17 protein-coding genes and 1 tRNA gene are annotated in these 16761 nt (G+C 68.0%); 5 read left to right on the top strand and 13 right to left on the bottom strand.

The genetic code is table 11. From position 1 onward, the window contains the following. Window positions 1–58 precede the first annotated feature (58 nt). The 4 genes from IMX13_RS03435 to birA all read right to left on the bottom strand — a co-directional run bounded on the left by IMX13_RS03435 (window position 59) and on the right by birA (window position 2701). Window positions 59–134 (bottom strand) — tRNA-Thr (locus IMX13_RS03435). 39 nt (window positions 135–173) lie between these two features. Further along, a complete protein-coding gene (locus IMX13_RS03430) occupies window positions 174–995 on the bottom strand; it encodes an SPOR domain-containing protein (protein ID WP_193395751.1) in 822 nt (273 codons plus the stop codon). A 9-nt stretch (window positions 996–1004) separates the two neighbouring features. Further along, window positions 1005–1736 (bottom strand): type III pantothenate kinase, encoded by a 732-nt coding sequence (locus IMX13_RS03425; protein ID WP_193395750.1) that lies wholly within the window; start codon window positions 1734–1736, stop codon window positions 1005–1007. Further along, the gene (birA, locus tag IMX13_RS03420; protein ID WP_053520153.1) at window positions 1733–2701 is read right to left on the bottom strand and encodes a bifunctional biotin--[acetyl-CoA-carboxylase] ligase/biotin operon repressor BirA; all 969 of its coding nucleotides are present in this window, start codon (window positions 2699–2701) and stop codon (window positions 1733–1735) included. The genes IMX13_RS03425 and birA overlap by 4 nt, the downstream gene beginning before the upstream one ends. 142 nt (window positions 2702–2843) lie before the next feature. On the opposite strand from birA, the gene IMX13_RS03415 reads away from it, so the two are divergent. Together IMX13_RS03415 and IMX13_RS03410 are read left to right on the top strand one after the other, a co-directional pair. After that, complete coding sequence (locus tag IMX13_RS03415) at window positions 2844–3122, top strand: hypothetical protein (RefSeq protein WP_053520154.1); 279 nt, start codon at window positions 2844–2846, stop codon at window positions 3120–3122. Next, complete coding sequence (locus IMX13_RS03410) at window positions 3089–3877, top strand: M90 family metallopeptidase (protein ID WP_193395749.1); 789 nt, start codon at window positions 3089–3091, stop codon at window positions 3875–3877. The genes IMX13_RS03415 and IMX13_RS03410 overlap by 34 nt, the downstream gene beginning before the upstream one ends. A gap of 77 nt (window positions 3878–3954) precedes the next feature. Here IMX13_RS03410 and IMX13_RS03405 read toward each other — a convergent pair whose 3' ends face one another. From IMX13_RS03405 to dusA, 4 genes are all read right to left on the bottom strand, one after another. After that, window positions 3955–5379: a sensor histidine kinase gene (locus tag IMX13_RS03405; protein ID WP_128987909.1), complete on the bottom strand. Its 1425-nt coding sequence runs from the start codon at window positions 5377–5379 to the stop codon at window positions 3955–3957. A gap of 25 nt (window positions 5380–5404) precedes the next feature. Continuing rightward, entirely contained in the window at window positions 5405–6088 is a 684-nt protein-coding gene (locus tag IMX13_RS03400; protein WP_053520384.1) for a response regulator transcription factor, read from the bottom strand. Between the two features lie 73 nt (window positions 6089–6161). After that, on the bottom strand, window positions 6162–6536 hold the full coding sequence (locus tag IMX13_RS03395) for a hypothetical protein (RefSeq protein WP_053520383.1): 375 nt from the start codon (window positions 6534–6536) through the stop codon (window positions 6162–6164). 212 nt (window positions 6537–6748) lie between these two features. Further along, window positions 6749–7780, bottom strand: coding sequence for a tRNA dihydrouridine(20/20a) synthase DusA (gene dusA, locus IMX13_RS03390; RefSeq protein WP_193395748.1), 1032 nt, complete (start codon window positions 7778–7780; stop codon window positions 6749–6751). Window positions 7781–7939: 159 nt separating this feature from the next. On the opposite strand from dusA, the gene IMX13_RS03385 reads away from it, so the two are divergent. Both IMX13_RS03385 and IMX13_RS03380 read left to right on the top strand, forming a co-directional pair. Continuing rightward, window positions 7940–8920, top strand: a complete 981-nt coding sequence (locus tag IMX13_RS03385) for a cation transporter (protein WP_193395747.1) — start codon at window positions 7940–7942, stop codon at window positions 8918–8920. Between the two features lie 110 nt (window positions 8921–9030). After that, complete coding sequence (locus IMX13_RS03380) at window positions 9031–9456, top strand: organic hydroperoxide resistance protein (RefSeq protein WP_049464150.1); 426 nt, start codon at window positions 9031–9033, stop codon at window positions 9454–9456. Between the two features lie 200 nt (window positions 9457–9656). Here the strand turns inward: IMX13_RS03380 and mmsB are convergent, their stop codons facing one another. From mmsB to IMX13_RS03355, 5 genes are read right to left on the bottom strand one after another with little or no spacing between them, the layout of a single operon-like run. Continuing rightward, window positions 9657–10547, bottom strand: a complete 891-nt coding sequence (mmsB, locus tag IMX13_RS03375; RefSeq protein WP_065174196.1) for a 3-hydroxyisobutyrate dehydrogenase — start codon at window positions 10545–10547, stop codon at window positions 9657–9659. After that, window positions 10544–11713 carry an enoyl-CoA hydratase/isomerase family protein gene (locus tag IMX13_RS03370; RefSeq protein WP_065174195.1) on the bottom strand — a complete coding sequence of 390 codons (1170 nt, stop codon included), beginning with the start codon at window positions 11711–11713 and terminating at the stop codon, window positions 10544–10546. Before IMX13_RS03370 ends, mmsB begins: the two co-directional genes overlap by 4 nt. Continuing rightward, window positions 11710–12507, bottom strand: coding sequence for an enoyl-CoA hydratase (locus IMX13_RS03365; RefSeq protein WP_193395746.1), 798 nt, complete (start codon window positions 12505–12507; stop codon window positions 11710–11712). Before IMX13_RS03365 ends, IMX13_RS03370 begins: the two co-directional genes overlap by 4 nt. Beyond that, a complete protein-coding gene (locus tag IMX13_RS03360; protein ID WP_193395745.1) occupies window positions 12504–13670 on the bottom strand; it encodes an acyl-CoA dehydrogenase family protein in 1167 nt (388 codons plus the stop codon). The genes IMX13_RS03365 and IMX13_RS03360 overlap by 4 nt, the downstream gene beginning before the upstream one ends. A gap of 14 nt (window positions 13671–13684) precedes the next feature. After that, complete coding sequence (locus IMX13_RS03355) at window positions 13685–15190, bottom strand: CoA-acylating methylmalonate-semialdehyde dehydrogenase (RefSeq protein WP_053520140.1); 1506 nt, start codon at window positions 15188–15190, stop codon at window positions 13685–13687. A 112-nt stretch (window positions 15191–15302) separates the two neighbouring features. Here IMX13_RS03355 and IMX13_RS03350 point away from each other — a divergent pair, with 112 nt between their 5' ends. Continuing rightward, a complete protein-coding gene (locus tag IMX13_RS03350) occupies window positions 15303–16670 on the top strand; it encodes a short-chain fatty acyl-CoA regulator family protein (RefSeq protein ID WP_053520141.1) in 1368 nt (455 codons plus the stop codon). Window positions 16671–16761: the final 91 nt, after the last annotated feature.

The following is a 16761-nucleotide window of genomic DNA, read 5'->3' as shown; positions in this document are numbered from 1 at the left end:
CAAACCTACTTTCTGGCGCCATAGATTCGCCAATGAATTATTTGAATTCAAGAGTTATTGGTGCCGCTTATCCGAATCGAACGGATGACCTACTGTTTACAAGACAGTTGCTCTACCAACTGAGCTAAAGCGGCATGGGTGACGCACGGGCGGCAGCGCCGCAGTGGGGGATTCTAGCGCAGTCGCGCGCATTCCAGCGACTGTTGCCGGGCGGCGCCGCTGCGCTGCTGCACCTGCGCAGGCTGTGCGGTGCCGGCCAGCTGCCCGTCCAGCCACCACTGGCCGGCATCACCGCTGGCCACCAGGCGCGGCTGGAATCCGGCGGCCTGCACCGCAGCGATACGCCGCTCGGCGCCTTCGCGGTTGCGGTACTGGCCCAGCGCCACGGCGTTAGCGTCCTCACCCTGGCTGATGATGTAGTAGTCGCCCAGGCCCGCAGCGACGATGCGCTTGACCGTGGCCTGCGCCTCTTCGCGGCTGGCGGCGGCCGGCAGCAGCACGCGGTAGCGGGCGCTGCCGCTGGCGGCCGGCTGCTCGCGCAGGCGTGCCTGGTTGAGCAGCGTGCCGGCCCGGCCCTGCGCCGCGCTGGCGGCGGCACGATCGGCGAACGGACCCAACGCGATGCAGCGCGGCGGCTCGCTGGCGGCAGGCGCCTGCGCGACCGGCGCCGGCGCTGGCGTCGGGCTGGAGGTTGCTTCCGCAGCCGGCGCCTTGGCCGGCTCGGCTTGCGGCGTGGCCGGCGCGGCAGGGGCAGGAGTGGACGCCACGGCGGTCGCCGCTGCGGGGTCGCGCTCCACCAGTGCTGGCGCCGGTGCCTCCGACGATGCCTGCGCGGCCGCCGCCGCATCGGTGCCACCGGGCACCCAGCGCAGTTCGGCCACGCCGGCCGGCCGCGGCGGCGGTGCAGGCTTGGGCGGCGCATCGCGCAGCAGCCACCAGCAGGCAACGCCAAGATTGAGGATGGCCAGGACGACGATCAGGGCACGGGTGAGCATGCGCGGATACTAGCCTGCGGGGCGGTGCACCGCCCAGCGGGCGAGGCCGTCCAGCACCAGCGAGGGGTGGTAGTCGGCGCCGTCCAGCAATGGCATCAGCGTGGGCGCGCCGCCACCGTGCACCAGCAGCGACGGCATCACACCCAGCAGTGCCTGCGCCTGCTGCGCACTGCGCTCGACCAGCGCCACCGCAGCACCATCGCAACCGGAGGCGAGTGCATCGGCGGTGTCATTGGCAAACTCGCTGTAATCGCCGCCACTGGCGGGCAGCTGCACGGCGCGCGCATGCAGTGCTTCGCGCATGGTGGTGGGTGATGCGGCGATGCGGCCGCCGTGATGCTGGCCACGGGCATCGAGCAGGTCGATGGTCAGCGCCGTGCCCACGCCCACCACCAGCACCGGGCGCTGCGCCTTGGCGGCGGCCAGCAGGGCAAGGAAGCGATCCACGCCGAACTTCTCCGGGCGCGCGTAGGCGATGCGCACGCCTGCGCATTCGGCGCTGGTGCGCACCACATGCACGTGGTCGAACCGCCGCTGCAGCTGGTCCAGCATGGCGCTGGTCAGCGAAGGTGCGGCCACGCTGGCGACGAACGCCGTCGCGCCGCTGGGCAGGCTGTGCGGCGGCTGCCCGGCCATGCCTTCAGCGCCATGCGCCCAGGCCTGTACGTCGCCCGCGCGATCCCCCTGCAACGGCGCGAACTTGAAGCGCGAATTGCCAAGATCGAACAACCAGTCGCTCATGCCGCCCTCACCGTGACTTCGCCGGCATGCAGGCGGCGCTCGCAGCCGTCGATGCTCACGCGCAGCGCGCCGTCATCGGCCAGGCCCAGTGCGGTGCCGTGCTGCCACTGCCCCTCCAGCTCGACGCGCACCTCGCGGCCGGCCAGCATGTCGAAGGCGGCGTAGCGCGGCAGGAACGGGGCCAGCCCTTCGCGGTCGAATTCCTCCAGCGCCGGCAGCAGCCGTGCAAGCACGGCGGCGACGACGATGTTGCGGTCGACCGGCGCGCCGGCCAGTGTGTCCAGATCCACCCAGGGCTGGGTGATCTGCTCGGCGAACGAGGGCGGCATGTGCGTGTTGATGCCGATGCCGATCACCGCGCGAGCCGGACCGGCGTATTCGCCGCCGCCCTCGGCGAGCAGGCCGACCAGCTTGCGACGGCCATCGACGATCAGATCATTCGGCCACTTCAGCTGCGCCTGGGTGAAACCCAGATCGTGCAGCGCTTCGGCCACGGCGATACCGGCAACCAGGCTCAGCCCCGCCAGCCGGCCAAGGCCCCCGGAGAACAGGCGCAGCACCGACAGATAGACGTGGGCCGCCAGCGGCGAGGCCCAGGTGCGGCCGCGCCGCCCCCGCCCTCCGGTCTGGCGTTCGGCCAGCAGGACGCTGACCCCGCGCTGGGGCGCGCTGCACCGCAGCAATTCGGCATTGGTGGAATCCACCGTCCAGGCCACCTGCAGGTCATGCAGCAGGGACAGGGCATCGGCCGGCAGGGCGGCACGGATGGTCGCCGGGTCCAGCAGCTCGACCGGGCGGGTCAGGCCGTAGCCTTCGCCGGCACGGCCCTCGATATCGACACCTGCGGCCCTAAGCCCTTGAATGCGCTTCCAAATTGCCGCCCGGGTCTGGCCCAGCTCACGGGCCAGGGCGTCGCCGGACAGGCGACCGGCAGCGAGTTTGGCCAGCAATTGGCGATCGTCCACGGCAGCTTCCACGAAGTCAGGACGGAATTATGCGGGAAAGCCGCCAGCGACGCCCGCCACGAGGCCGGCGGTGGGCTTCCAATCCGGTGCCGGGTTCGGGCTAGAATCGGGAACTCACCTTCCCTTAACGTGGATGTCGTCAATGCGCCGTTATGCCCATTGCCTGATCCTGCTGACGATGCCCTTCGCGGCGTCGGCCACAGCAGCACTGGATGACAGCCGCGGCGCCTGTGTGTCCTCCAACGGCGATGCCGCCTCGCAGCGCGCACCGACGGCATCGACCACCACGGCCAAGCCTGCTCCGGCACGCCCGGCGGCCAGCAGCGCCACCAGCACCGGCGGTGGCGGCAGCGATGAGGACATGCTGCAGCGGCTGCGTGCGCCGAAGTGGCACAGCTACCTGCCGGGAATGTTCCGCTGATCAAGTCGTTGCTGCAGTGGCTGCGGCCCGCACCGCGGCCGATCGAAGACGCATACTGGGATGAGGCCTGCCGCCGTGCGGCATGGCTGCAGGGGCTTTCCGACGAACGACGCGCCCGGCTGCGCACGCTGGCGGCGCGCTTCCTGCATGAGAAGACCATCACCCCGATCGGCAACCTGCAGCTGCAGGCCGCCGACGGCGTGCTGCTGGCGGCCCTGTGCTGCCTGCCACTGCTCGAGTTCGGCGAGGTGGGGCTGCAGGGCTGGTCGCAGCTGATCGTGTACCCCGACGCATTCCGCGTGCATCGCAGCCACATGGATGCGGCGGGCGTGCTGCACGAATGGGACGACGAGCTGATCGGCGAATCGTGGGACAGCGGGCCGTTGATCCTGTCCTGGGCCGACGTGCAGGCCGATCTGGCCGCACCGCACGAGGGCTACTGCGTGGCCGTGCACGAGATGGTGCACAAGCTCGATGCGCTTGACGGCGCGATGGACGGCACACCGCCGCTGCCGCGTGCGTGGCAACGTGAGTGGGCTGCTGTCTTCCAGCAGTCCTACGATGCGTTCTGCGCGCAGGTGGATGCCGGCCAGGAGACGCTGATCGACCCGTATGCCGCCGAAGCACCGGAGGAGTTCTTCGCGGTCGCCAGCGAGTACCACTTCTCCGCTCCGGACGTGCTTGCCGAAGCGCTGCCCGATGTCGCCGCGCATCTGCGGCGCTTCTATGGTGAACCGCCGGCGCGGGGTGGCTGAGCCATGTCATAGGTTCGCCGGGCGTGGCCCGGCGCTGCCTGCATTCGCGTTGACCGGTGGATCGAAGCAGGCCCGCCCTACGGGCCCGGCGGCAGACGCACTTCGAAGCGGGCGCCTTCCAGTTCGCTGGAACGGCCGACCGCCAGTTCGCCGCGGTAATCCTTGATCAGGTCCTGCACGATCGACAGGCCGATGCCGTGGCCCTGCACGCGTTCGTCGCCACGTACGCCACGCTGCAGCACCTTGCCGATATCCTCCGGCGCGATGCCCGGGCCGTCGTCGTCCACGGCCAGCAGCAGGCCGGCGCGGCGTGCATTCGGTGCCGGCAGGGGCTGCGCGGTCAGCAGGACACGGCGCTTGGCCCACTTGAAGGCGTTTTCCAGCAGATTGCCCAGCAGTTCCTGCAGGTCACCCGGCTCGCCATGGAAGCGCGCGGCCGGATCGATGTCGAACTCGCACAGCACGCCCTTGGCCGCATAGACCTTTTCCAGGCCCCGCACGATCTCTTCGGCGTTGGACTCGATCGGCAACGGTGCGGAGAACAGCTTGTGGCCCGACGACGCAGCGCGCGCCAGCTGATAGGACACCAGGTTGTTCATGCGTTGCAGCTGCACGTCCAGCTCTTCGCGCAGCGCGCCATCACCGGCACCGCTGTCCATCTGCGTGCGCAGCACCGCGATCGGCGTTTTCAGGCTGTGCGCAAGATCCGCCAGCGTGTTGCGCTGGCGTTCGAGGTTCTCGCGCTCACTTTCGATGAAGGCATTGATGCTGTCGGTCAGCGGTTCCAGCTCGCGTGGGTGGCGCTCGCTCATGCGCTCGGTCTCGCCGCGCTGCACCTTGGTCAGCTCGGTGATCACGCGACGCAGCGGACGCAGGCTCCACTGCAGGATGACGGTCTGCAGCAGCAGCAGGATCAGGCCGATGCCACCCAGGTAGAACCAGACACGGCTGCGGAACACCCGCAGCTGCGCACCGAGCGCGCGCGAGTCTTCCATCACGTAGATGGTGTACGGGAACTCGGTGGCGGGATCGGCATCGGCGTCCCACACCAGGCCCAGGCCGTAGCGGTACACCGAACCCTGGCTGCCGTCGATCTGGATCATCGGCAGCGGGCCTTCGAATACCTCCTGGCGTGGCGCAAGCAGGCCGCCGCCGACGGTGGGCAGCATCGGGCCTTCGGCCGACATTGAATTGCCCTTGCCGTCCGGCATCACCACCTGCAGGTAGAGACCGCTGCCGGGCACGTCGAAGCGCGGGTCCGGTGGCTGCTCGCGGATGTACAGCGAACGATCGCGGGTGAAGTCGATGCCGGCCGCATAGGCGGTGGCGTAGTTCTTCAGGCGCTCACGCAGGTTGGCCTTCGCCGTATCGGCGAAGGCGGCGTCGAGCGCGTAACCGGCCAGGGCCAGGAACGCGACCAGACCCACGGACGCGGCGAACAGCTGGCGCGCCTGCAGGGAGCGCGGCCGCCAGCGTCGGAAGAACCACAGACGGCCGGACATCGTGCAATCGCCAGGGTGAGCCGGCTCAGCCCTCGTTGCGCGGGATCGCGAAACGGTAGCCGCGGCCGCGCACGGTCTCGATCGGCTTCAGTTCACCGTCCGGGTCCAGCTTCTTGCGCAGGCGGCCGATGAACACTTCCAGCACGTTCGAGTCGCGGTCGAAGTCCTGCTGGTAGATGTGCTCGGTGAGGTCGGCCTTGGAGACCAGTTCACCGGCATGCATCATCAGGTACTCCAGCACCTTGTACTCGTAGCTGGTCAGGTCGACATTGCTGCCGGAGACGCTGACCGTCTGCGCGGCGAGATCCAAGGCGACCGGGCCGCATTCCAGGGTCGGCTTGCTCCAGCCGGCGGCGCGGCGCAGCAGCGCGTTGACGCGGGCCAGCAGCTCTTCGACGTGGAACGGCTTGACCAGGTAATCGTCGGCGCCCTGCTTCAGGCCCTCGACCTTGTCCTGCCAGCTCGACCGCGCGGTCAGGATCAGCACCGGGAACTTCTTGCCCTCGTCACGCAGCGCCTTGATCAGCTCCATGCCCGACATCTTGGGCAGGCCGAGGTCGATGATGCCGACGTCGAACGGGACTTCGCGCCCCATGTAGAGGCCTTCCTCGCCGTCCTGCGCAGCATCGACGGCAAAGCCTTCGCGCTTGAGCCGGGCTGCCAGGGTCTCACGCAGCGGGGCTTCGTCTTCGACCAGAAGGATACGCATGAACTCTCCCTAGTGTCCTGGGTGTGGCCCGGAGGCCAGTGGGGTACGGGTTGATAGCGACAACTATCCCTGTTCAGGGGTTATCGCCGCGTAGTGAAGACATATCCGACCGCGGCGTGCGCGGCTGTGAACGCGACGGGGCGGGGTCGTCCATGTAGCGGACCCGGCCCCGGTCGTCCATGTACTTGACCCGGTTGATGTCACGACCATCGAACGGCACCCGTTCGGCGCCCAGGATGTGGCCACCGGTGGTGCGCTGCACGCGGCGCACGGCATCGGACAGCGAGCGCTCGTCGCCACGGCCACCCCGCTCGCTCCGCTCCATCATCTCCGCCCGGCCGTGTTCCGCACGCGGGGGCTGCTGTGCCATTGCCGACGACAGCGGCGCAGCCGCCAGCACCACGCAGGTGGCCAGGGCAATGCGGCAATGGAGGGGAGCGGAAGACATCGATGCGATCCTAGCCGAGCACGGCGATTCGTTCAAAAGTCGTAAATCCCGGAACCGGGTGCGGGACCCGGTCTTTACAATTCCTTTGCAAATTCTTGGTTTGGGGCAGTGAATCCGATCTGAACTTTTCCGGGCGAACCGCAGGTTTGTTCATCTAAGTGAACATTCGGGACGAATCGGCCGGCGTTGTCAAGTCAGGAATGTGACGGACGTCACGCAGCGGCACGGTCAGCGTCGCGCTCGGTGACGGCAAGGGCCTGTTCGACCAATGTCCAGTCGGCGCCTGGACGGTGCGCACCCTCGCTCAATACCTGGCGGAACGCGCGCCCACCGGGCTGCCCATGGAACAGGCCGAGCAGGTGACGGGTGATGTGCTTCAGGGCCATGCCCTCGCCCAGACGGGCCTCGACATACGGGCGCAGCGCGCGCAGCAGGTCCGCGCGCGACCGCAGCGGCGTACCGGTGTGCAGCGCTTCCAGCTGATGCAGCAGATAGGGATCGTGGTACGCGGCCCGGCCCAGCATCACGCCATCGACATGGCCGGCCTGGGCCTGCACGGCTTCGATGCTGGCCAGGCCACCGTTGAGCACCACCGGCAGTGCGGGCCGCTCCTGCTTCAGGCGGTAGGCCCAGTCGTACTTCAGCGGCGGAACCTCACGGTTCTCCTTGGGCGACAGGCCCTTCAGCCAGGCATTGCGCGCGTGCACCACCACCATCGCTGCACCGGCAGCGACCTGGCGATCGACGAAGCTGGCGAACGCCTCGTACTCGTTGTCCTCATCCACGCCCAGACGGCACTTCACGGTCACCGGGATGTCGACCGCATCGACCATCGCGGCCACGCATTCGGCCACCAGCACCGGCTCGCGCATCAGGCACGCGCCGAAGCGGCCCGCCTGCACGCGATCGGACGGGCAGCCGCAGTTGAGGTTGACCTCGTCGTAGCCCCAGTCCGCGGCGATGCGCGCGGCCTGCGCCAGCAGGGCCGGATCGCTGCCACCCAGCTGCAGGGCCAGCGGCTGTTCGCTGCGGTCGAAGCCGAGCAGGCGCTCGCGGTCACCATGGATGACCGCGTTGGCGTGCACCATCTCCGTGTACAGCCGCGCCCCGGGAGCCAGCACGCGGTGGAACACGCGGCAATGGCGGTCCGTCCAGTCCATCATCGGGGCGACGGACAGGCGCAGGGAATCGGCGTAACGGGCGGTGGCGGACGTCATCGGGGCGTTGATCGTGGAGACTGGCATTGCCAGTGAGATCAATAGTTTACACCGGGCTGCTGAATGGCACCGGAGATCAGCCGATCGGCGGATTCGCCCGCAGCGCCCGCCCTATCCACCCGCGGGTCAGGACCCGACGGTACGTACCAGACCCTCGCCGCGGCGAATCCGCGCACCGGACAGCGCATGGCTCCGCTCTACAATCAGGTCATGGCCAACGACCGCCCGCACTTCTTCGACCCCACCACCGAGCAGGGCGTGCTGCGCCTGTCGATCGCCGGCGCACTGCTGCTGGCGCTGACTGCGGTGGTGTTCGGCCTGCTGGCCAATTCCTCGCTCATCATCTTCGATGGCATCTACGGGCTGATCGATGTGGTGATGACCTGGCTGTCGCTGCTGGTCGCGCGCCTGATCGCGCTGTCGACCAATACCGATGCGCTGCAGTCGCGCCTCAACCAGCGCTTCACAATGGGCTTCTGGCACCTGGAACCGATCGTGCTGGGCGTGAGCGGCACGCTGATGATCGGTGCGGCGCTGTATGCACTGGTCAATGCCGTGGACGCGCTGATGTCCGGCGGCCGCCACATCGCGCTGGGGCCGGCGATGATCTTCGCCGCGCTGTCCCTGCTGGCCGAGGCAGCGCTGGGCGTGTTCGTGCTGCGCGCCAACCGCCGCATCGGTTCGGAGTTCATCGCGCTGGACGCGAAGAACTGGATGATCGCGGCCAGCATGTCGGCCTGTTATCTGGTCGCCTTCCTGGGCGGCGCGCTGGTGCGTGGCACTGCGTGGGACTGGATCGGGCCGTACATCGACCCGGCCATCCTCGCCTTCGTCTGCGTACTGGTGATGATCGCGCCGCTGGGCACGGTGCGGCGGGCATTGGCCGGCATCCTGCTGGTGACCCCACCGGAGCTGCAGGCCCACGTGGACGCCGTGGCGCGCACGATCGTCGCCAGGCATGGCTTCGTCGAACACCGCAGCTATGTGGCGCAGGTGGGACGTGGCGAGCAGATCGAGCTGTTCTTCGTGGTCCCGGCCGATGATCCGCCGCGGCCCCTGCGGGAGTGGGACCAACTGCGTGACGAGATCGGCGATGCACTGGGCGAAGCCTCGCCGGACCGGTGGCTGACGATCATGTTCACCACCGATCGGGAATGGACGATCTAGACAGGCAGGACGATCGGTCAAATTTTTCAGACGGTCTGTCACCCATCGTCCTTGGAAAGCGGGCAAAGTAGGCTCCAACGCACTACCACCCACTGACCAGGAGCATCCCGATGTCCATCGAAAAGGTTCTGTACACCGCCCAGGCGACCTCCACCGGCGGCCGCGAAGGCCGTTCCGTCTCCTCCGACAACGTGCTCGACATCCAGCTGTCGACCCCGCGCGAGCTGGGCGGCGCGGGCGGCCCGGGTACCAACCCGGAGCAGCTGTTCGCCGCCGGCTACTCGGCCTGCTTCCTGGGCGCGCTGAAGTTCGTGGCCGGCCAGGCCAAGGTCGCGCTGCCGGCCGACACCACCGTGACCGGCAAGGTGGGCATCGGCCAGATCCCGACCGGCTTCGGCATCGAGGCCGAGCTGACCATCAACGTGCCGGGCGTGCCGCGCGAGCAGGTTGAAGCGCTTGTGCAGAAGGCGCACATCGTGTGCCCGTACTCGAATGCCACCCGCGGCAACATCGACGTGACGCTGATCGTTGCCTGATGGGGGCGGGGTCGGATCCCTTTGCAACGGCAAAGGGCTCTGACCCCAGCAGCTAAATGGGGTCAGATCCCTTTCGCGTTGCGAAAGGGATCTGACCCCGGGGCTCCAAGCGCAAAAAAATGGGCGGATGCCGGTCGAAACCAGGCATCCGCCCATCCCACCCCGGGTGGGCCCCGGCACGCGGCCGGGGACGCATTCGCTTACTTCTCGCTGGTGATGAGCTGTACGACGCTGGAGAAATCCAGCTTGCCGCGCCCGGCCTGATGATTCATCGAATACAGGTTGCGGGCCACTTCACCCAGCGGGATCGAGGCGCCGACACTCATCGCCGCTTCCACTGCCAGGCCCATGTCCTTGAGCATGAGGTCGCTGCCGAAGCCGCCGCTGTAGCCACGCGAGGCTGGCGCATTCTCCAGCACGCCCGGCCACGGATTGCACACTTCGGTGGCCCAGCTGCGGCCGGTGCTCACCGCCATCATCTGCGACAGCACCTTCGGGTCCAGACCGTGCGCCACGCCCAGTGCGATGGCCTCGCCGGTGACGGCCATGATCACGCCCAGCGCCATGTTGTTGCACAGCTTGGCCACCTGGCCGGCACCACTGGCGCCAACGTGGAAGATGTTCCTGCCCATCGCCTGCAGCACCGGGCGCGCACGCTCCAGTGCATCCTCCTCACCACCGACGATGAAGGTGAGGGTGCCGGCCTGGGCACCGGCCGTGCCGCCGGAAACCGGCGCATCGATCATCTGCAGGCCGCGTGCGGCCGCCGCTTCGGACACCTTGCGGGCGCTGGCCGGAGCGATCGTGCTGCAATCGATGACCAGCGCGCCGGCCGGAATCGCGGCGAGAATGCCGTCATCGCCGAGGTACAGGCCTTCGACGTGGCGACTGGCCGGCAGCATCGAGATCACCACCTCGGCGTCGGCCAGGGTGTCACGTGCTGACGACGCGGCACCGGCACCGGCGTCGACGGCGGCCTGCACGGCGGCCGGCACCAGATCGAACACGCGCACGGTGTGGCCGTTCTTGACCAGATTGGCGGCCATCGGGCCACCCATGTTGCCCAACCCAATGAATGCAATGCGGCTCATGCCAGGCTCCTTTCAGCGGCAGGGGTACCCAGGTCGGCCAGCGGATGCGCGGCATCGGCCCAGGGCGAAGCGAAGAACGTATCGGCCCACAGGGCGCTGGCTTCGGCCAGCGTGGCCGGGTTCCACGACGGCGTGCGGTCCTTGTCGATCAGCAGCGCACGGATGCCTTCGGCGAAATCGCCGTGGGCAGCGCAGTGCAGGGCGACGATGTATTCCAGGCGGTAGACCGCAGCCAGATCCTGGCCCGCACTGCGGCGCTGCAGCTCGAACGCCAGCCGCGCCGAACCGGGCGCGCCGGCCGCGAGGGTCTTCTGGGCGGCCTGCAGCCAGGCATCCTCGGTCTGCAGGTGGGCGATGCCTTCGACGATGGCATCGAGGTCATCGCCGTCGCACAGTGCGTCGACCTTCGCCGCGTTGGCCAGCAGCGGACCGGTCGCGGCATCGCTGGCATACGATTGCAGCAGGTGACCCAGGCGCTCGTGGTTGCTCGCGGCGTCGCGCGACCAGGCCACCTGCAGCAGTGCATCGAACACATCGCTGCGGCGCGCTTCGGCCACGTGCACGTCGGCCAGGCCGGCATAGATCGCATCGCCCGGGTTGAGCAGTGCACCGGTCAAGGCCAGGAACAGGCCACCCTTGCCCGGCACGCGCGGCAGCAGCCAGCTGCCACCCACGTCCGGGAACAGACCGACGGTGATCTCCGGGAACGCGAGCTTGGAGCGCTCGCTGACCACGCGGTGGCTGGCACCGGACATCAGGCCGATGCCCCCTCCCATGACGATGCCATGGCCCCAGCACAGGATCGGCTTGGCATAGGTGTGGATGAGGTAATCCACGCGGTACTCGACGTCGAAGAACTCGGCCGCGTAGTCGTTGTCGCGGATATCGCTGCGGCCGGCCTCGCGGAATGCACGCATGCTCTGGTACAGGCTGTGCAGGTCACCGCCGGCGCAGAACGCCTTTTCACCGGCGCCCTGCAGCACCACCATCGCGATGCCGTCGTCGTCGGCCCAGGCATTGAGCTGCTTCAGCAGCAGGTGCGCCATCGGCAGCGAGAAGCCATTGAGCGTGCGCGGCGCGTTCAGCGTGGCGATGCCGATGCGCGCGCCATTGCCGGCCACGCGCTCTTCGAACAGGACCGGCGCTTCGTCGGCGACCGTGGTCATGCGTTCTTCCACTGCGCGGCGCGCTTTTCCAGGAAGGCGTTCACGCCCTCGACCTGGTCGGCGGTATCGAACAGATCGACGAAGGCCTCGCGTTCGGCCACCAGCGCCGAGGCGTGGGTACCGGTGCGGGTGGACTGCACCAGCGTCTTGCAGGCCGCGATGCTGGTCGGGCTCTGCTTGCCGGCCTTCTTCGCCCATTCCAGCGCCAGCGCCTTGGACTCGCCCTTGCCGACCTTCTCCTCGGCCAGGCCGATGCGCAGCGCGGTCTCGGCATTGATGCGCTCGCCCAGCAGGATCATGCGCTTGGCCCAGCCCTCGCCCACCAGCCGTGGCAGGTTCTGGGTACCACCGGCGCACGGCAGCAGGCCGACGGTGGCCTCCGGCAGCGCGACCTGGGCGTGGTCTTCGATGATGCGCAGGTCGCAGGCCATCGCGCATTCCAGCCCGCCGCCCATCGCATAGCCGTTGATTGCGGCGATCGACACGCCGCGGAAGCCGGACAGCGCCTCGAAGGCTTCGCCGAAGCGGCGTGCGGCTTCGCGCGCGGCGGCCTTGTCGCCGGAGGCGAACTGGTTCAGATCTGCGCCGGCGGAGAAGAACTTCTCGCCATCACCGGTGATCACCAGCGCGTAGATGTCGCGGTCCGCATTGAGCGCAGCCACCAGGTCGCGCAGCGCGGACAGGCTGTGCACGGTCCAGGTATGCGCCGGCGGGTTGTGCAGGGTGACCACGGCGGTGTGGCCATCGGCCTCGACCTTCAGGCCCACGTGCTCCCGGGTACGCCAATCCTTCATCGCAGTTCCTCTTCGGTGTTGAGCAGGTGACGGGCAACGATCACCCGCATGATCTCGTTGGTGCCTTCCAGGATCTGGTGCACGCGGCAGTCACGCAGCAGGCGTTCGATCGGGTATTCGCGGATGTAGCCGTAGCCGCCGTGGATCTGCAGCGCTTCGTTGCAGACAGTGAAACCGGCATCGGTGGCGAAGCGCTTGGCCATTGCGCACCACACGTTGGCGTCGCTGGCGCCGGCATCGAGCTTGCGCGCGGCGGTATGCACCATCTGCCGGGCGGCCACCAGCTGGGTGACCATGTCGGCCAGCTTGAACTGCAGTGCCTGGAACTCGGCCAGCGCCTTGCCGAACTGGCGACGCTCGCCCATGTAGCGGCGTGCGGCATCCAGCGCGCCCTGCGCGGCACCCAGCGAACAGGCGGCGATGTTGATGCGGCCGCCATCGAGTCCCTTCATCGCCAGCTTGAAGCCACCGCCTTCCTCTCCCAGAAGGTGGCTGACCGGCACGCGGACGTTCTCGAAGGTGATGCCACGGGTGGGCTGGCTGTTCCAGCCCATCTTCTCTTCCTTGCGGCCGAAGCTGATGCCCGGCAGGTCCGACGGCACCGCGATGGCGCTGACGCCGCCGGCACCGGTACCGCCGGTGCGCGCCATCACCACCAGCAGTTCGGTGGCGCCGGCGCCGGAGATGAAGGCCTTGGCGCCGTTCAGCACGAAGTGGTCGCCATCGCGCACGGCGGTGGTTTTCAGCGAGGCGGCATCGGAACCGGCGCCCGGTTCGGTCAGGCAGTACGAGGCCAGCTTGATGCCCGCCGCCAGATCGTTGCCCCACGCGTCGCGCAGTGCCGGCTGACCCCACTTGGACACCATCCACGAGGCCATGTTGTGGATGCTGATGTAGGCCGCCGTCGAGGGGTCGACACTGGCGAGCTCCTCGATGACGACGGCGGCGTCCAGCCGGCTCAGGCCGCTGCCGCCCACTTCCGGGTCCATGTACAGCCCGCAGAAGCCCAGTTCACCGGCCTTGGCGATCGCCTCGCGCGGAAAGATGCCCTCCGCATCCCATCGCGCGGCGTGCGGCGCCAGTTCGGCCAGTGCGAAGTCGCGGGCGGCCTCGCGGTAGGCCTGCTGCGCTTCTTCCAGTTCCGTCGTCATCGAGTGGCTCATGGCTGCTCCTGCCGTTACTTCAGGCTGATCGTGGTGTTGACGCCGTGGCTCAGCGTCTCGTCATCGAACCAGCGCGCGGTGACGGTCTTGGTCTGGGTATAGAACAGCACCACCTGCTTGCCGTACGGGCCCAGGTCACCCAGCTTGGAGGCGCGCGAACCGGTGAAGGAGAACAGCGGCACCGGCACCGGGATCGGCACGTTGATGCCGACCTGGCCGACGTCGATGTCTTCCTGGAACCTGCGTGCGGCCGCGCCGGACTGGGTGAACAGTGCGGTGCCGTTGCCGTTCGGGTTGCTGTTGACCATCGCGATGGCGTCTTCCAGCGTTTCCGCTTCCAGGATCACCAGCACTGGCCCGAAGATTTCTTCCTGGTAGATGCGCATGTCGGTGGTGACACCGGCAAAGATGGTCGGGCCGACGAAGTTGCCCTTCTCGAAGCCATCGACCTGCGGATTGCGGCCATCGAGCACCAGCTGCGCGCCCTGCTCCACGCCCGAGGCGATCAGGCCTTCCACGCGCTCGCGCGCGCTGCAGGAAATCACCGGGCCGACATCGGTACCGGACACGGTGCCACCGCTGACCTTCAGGGTCTTGGCCTTGGCCACCAGATCCTGCACCCAGCCGCGCGCTTCACCCACCAGCACCAGCGTAGAGGCCGCCATGCAGCGCTGGCCGGCGGCACCGAAGGCGGCACCGACCATCGCATTGAGGGTCTGCTCCTTGTTGGCATCCGGCAGCACCACGGCGTGGTTCTTGGCGCCCATCATGCACTGCACGCGCTTGCCGGCCAGCGACGCACGGTTGTACACGTGGGTACCCACGCGGGTGGAACCCACGAAGGAGACCGCCTTGATGTCCGGGTGGTCGCAGATCGCGTTGACCACTTCCTCGCCACCGTGGACCACATTCAGCACGCCCTTCGGAATGCCGGCTTCCAGCGCCAGTTCAACCAGGCGCATGGTGACCATCGGGTCCTGCTCGGACGGCTTGAGAATGAAGGTGTTGCCGGTGGCGATGGCCATCGGGAACATCCACAGCGGAATCATCGCCGGGAAGTTGAACGGGGTGATGCCGGCGCACACGCCCAGCGGCTGCATGATCGTGTAGGTATCCACGCCATTGGCCACGTTGTTGGCCAGCTCGCCCAGCTGCAGGTTGCCGATGGCGGCGGCGTGCTCGACCACTTCCAGCCCGCGGAACACATCGCCTTCGGCATCCGGCAGGGTCTTGCCCTGTTCGGCAGTGAGGATGTGCGCCAGCTCGCTCATGTTCTCGCGGATCAGCTGCTGGTACTTCAGGAAGATGCGCGCACGGGTGCCGATCGGGGTCTTGCGCCAGGTCTTGAACGCTTCCTTGGCGGCGGCCACGGCAGCGTCCACTTCAGCGGTGGTGGCGAACGGGACCTGGGCCAGCACGTCCTGGGTGGCCGGGTTGATCACGTCCTGCCAGTGGGAGGTCGCCGATTCGACGAACTGGCCATCGATCAGCATGCGGATACGGGGCGCTGCAACAGTCATGACGACATCCAGGGGTGCGAAAGATGCTTGGCATTATTCACAGCCGCCGCCTCGATTTCCGGCCTGAATCCGCTTAATCTGGCCAACACCCCTCACGATTCCTGTTAATTCTGTGAATCTGCCGTCTTCACAGCGCCAGCTGGGCCTGCGCCTGCTGCGCCTGCGCGAGCAGCGCGGCTACAGCCAGATCGACCTGGCCCGCGCCCTGGGCCTGTCTGCCAGCTACCTGAACCAGATCGAGCGCAACAAGCGCCCGTTGACGCCCGCCGTGCAGAAGAAGCTGGGGGAGGTGTTGGGCGACGTTTCCGCCCTGTTCGACGAGGATGAACCCGCGGCATTGCAGGAATCATTGGCCGAAACCCTGCGGGACCTGGGGCTGGCCGACGTCAGTGCCACCGAGCTGCGGGCACTGGCCGGCAACCTGCCGCAGGTGAGCCGGGCGCTGCTGGACCTGCATCGCCGCCACCTGGCGTTGCGGGAACATGCCGCCGCACTGGAGTTCCAGCTGGGCGAACCCGGTGCCGGCAGCACCCTGCCGGCGGGCGACCAGGTGCGCGAGTTCTTCAACCGCATGCACAACCACATCCCGGAGCTGGATGAGCTGGCCGAGCGGTTGTTTGCCGAATGGGGACTGTCGCCGGGGCACGTCGCCCCGCGCCTGCGCCAGTTGCTGGCCGATCGCCACGGCGTGCTGGTGGAAGTGACTGCCTTGCAGGCCGGGCGCGAGAAGCGCCACTACGATGCCGGTGCCCGCCGGCTGTGGCTGCCGGACTACCTGGAGCCGGGCCAGCAGGCCTTCCAGATGGCCGCCGAACTGGCACTGCATGGCTACCTGCCGCAGATCGATGCGGTGATTGCCCGCGCCGGATTCAGCGACGAGGCGCGCATCGCGCAGGCGCGCATCGGCCTGTCGAACTATTTCGCCGGGGCCCTGGTAATGCCCTACCTGCGCTTCCTGCGTGCGGCCGAAGCCAGCAGCTACGACATCGAGCTGCTGGCGCACCAGTTCGGTGTCGGCTTCGAAGCAGTCTGCCACCGGCTGAGCACGCTGGCCCGCCGCAGCGCGCCCGGCCTGCCGTTCTTCTTCATCCGTGTGGACCGCGCCGGCAACGTCTCCAAGCGTCACTCGGCCACCGACTTCCACTTCTCGCAGGTGGGTGGCTCATGCCCGCTGTGGATCGTCTACGAGGCGTTCAACCAGCCCGGCCGCATCCTGACCCAGACCGCGCGCATGCCCGATGGGCGGCGCCACTTCTGGCTGGCCCGGCAGGTCAGCAGCGGCCCGGTTGGTCACGGCCAACCACGCAAGACTTTCGCAGTGGCGCTAGGCTGCGACCTGCAGCATGCCGAGCGGCTGGTGTATTCGCTGGGGCTGGATGTGCAGAGCCCCGGCAATTCGGTGTCGATCGGCCCGGGTTGCCGGGTGTGCCCGCGCGAGGACTGCATGCAGCGCGCGTTCGCGCAGCTGCCGGGGCGATAGGGTTGGTTCGGCAGGGCTGCGCCCTGCACCTGCACAGGCCGAAGCAACGGCAACGGCAAAAGCTGGCATCCCGTGGGATGGCGGGGCGGGG

Source organism: Stenotrophomonas sp. B2 (assembly GCF_014947095.1).
In the GTDB taxonomy this organism is placed as follows: Bacteria; Pseudomonadota; Gammaproteobacteria; order Xanthomonadales; family Xanthomonadaceae; genus Stenotrophomonas; species Stenotrophomonas maltophilia_P.
This window is presented reverse-complemented; position numbering and strand designations above follow the sequence as displayed.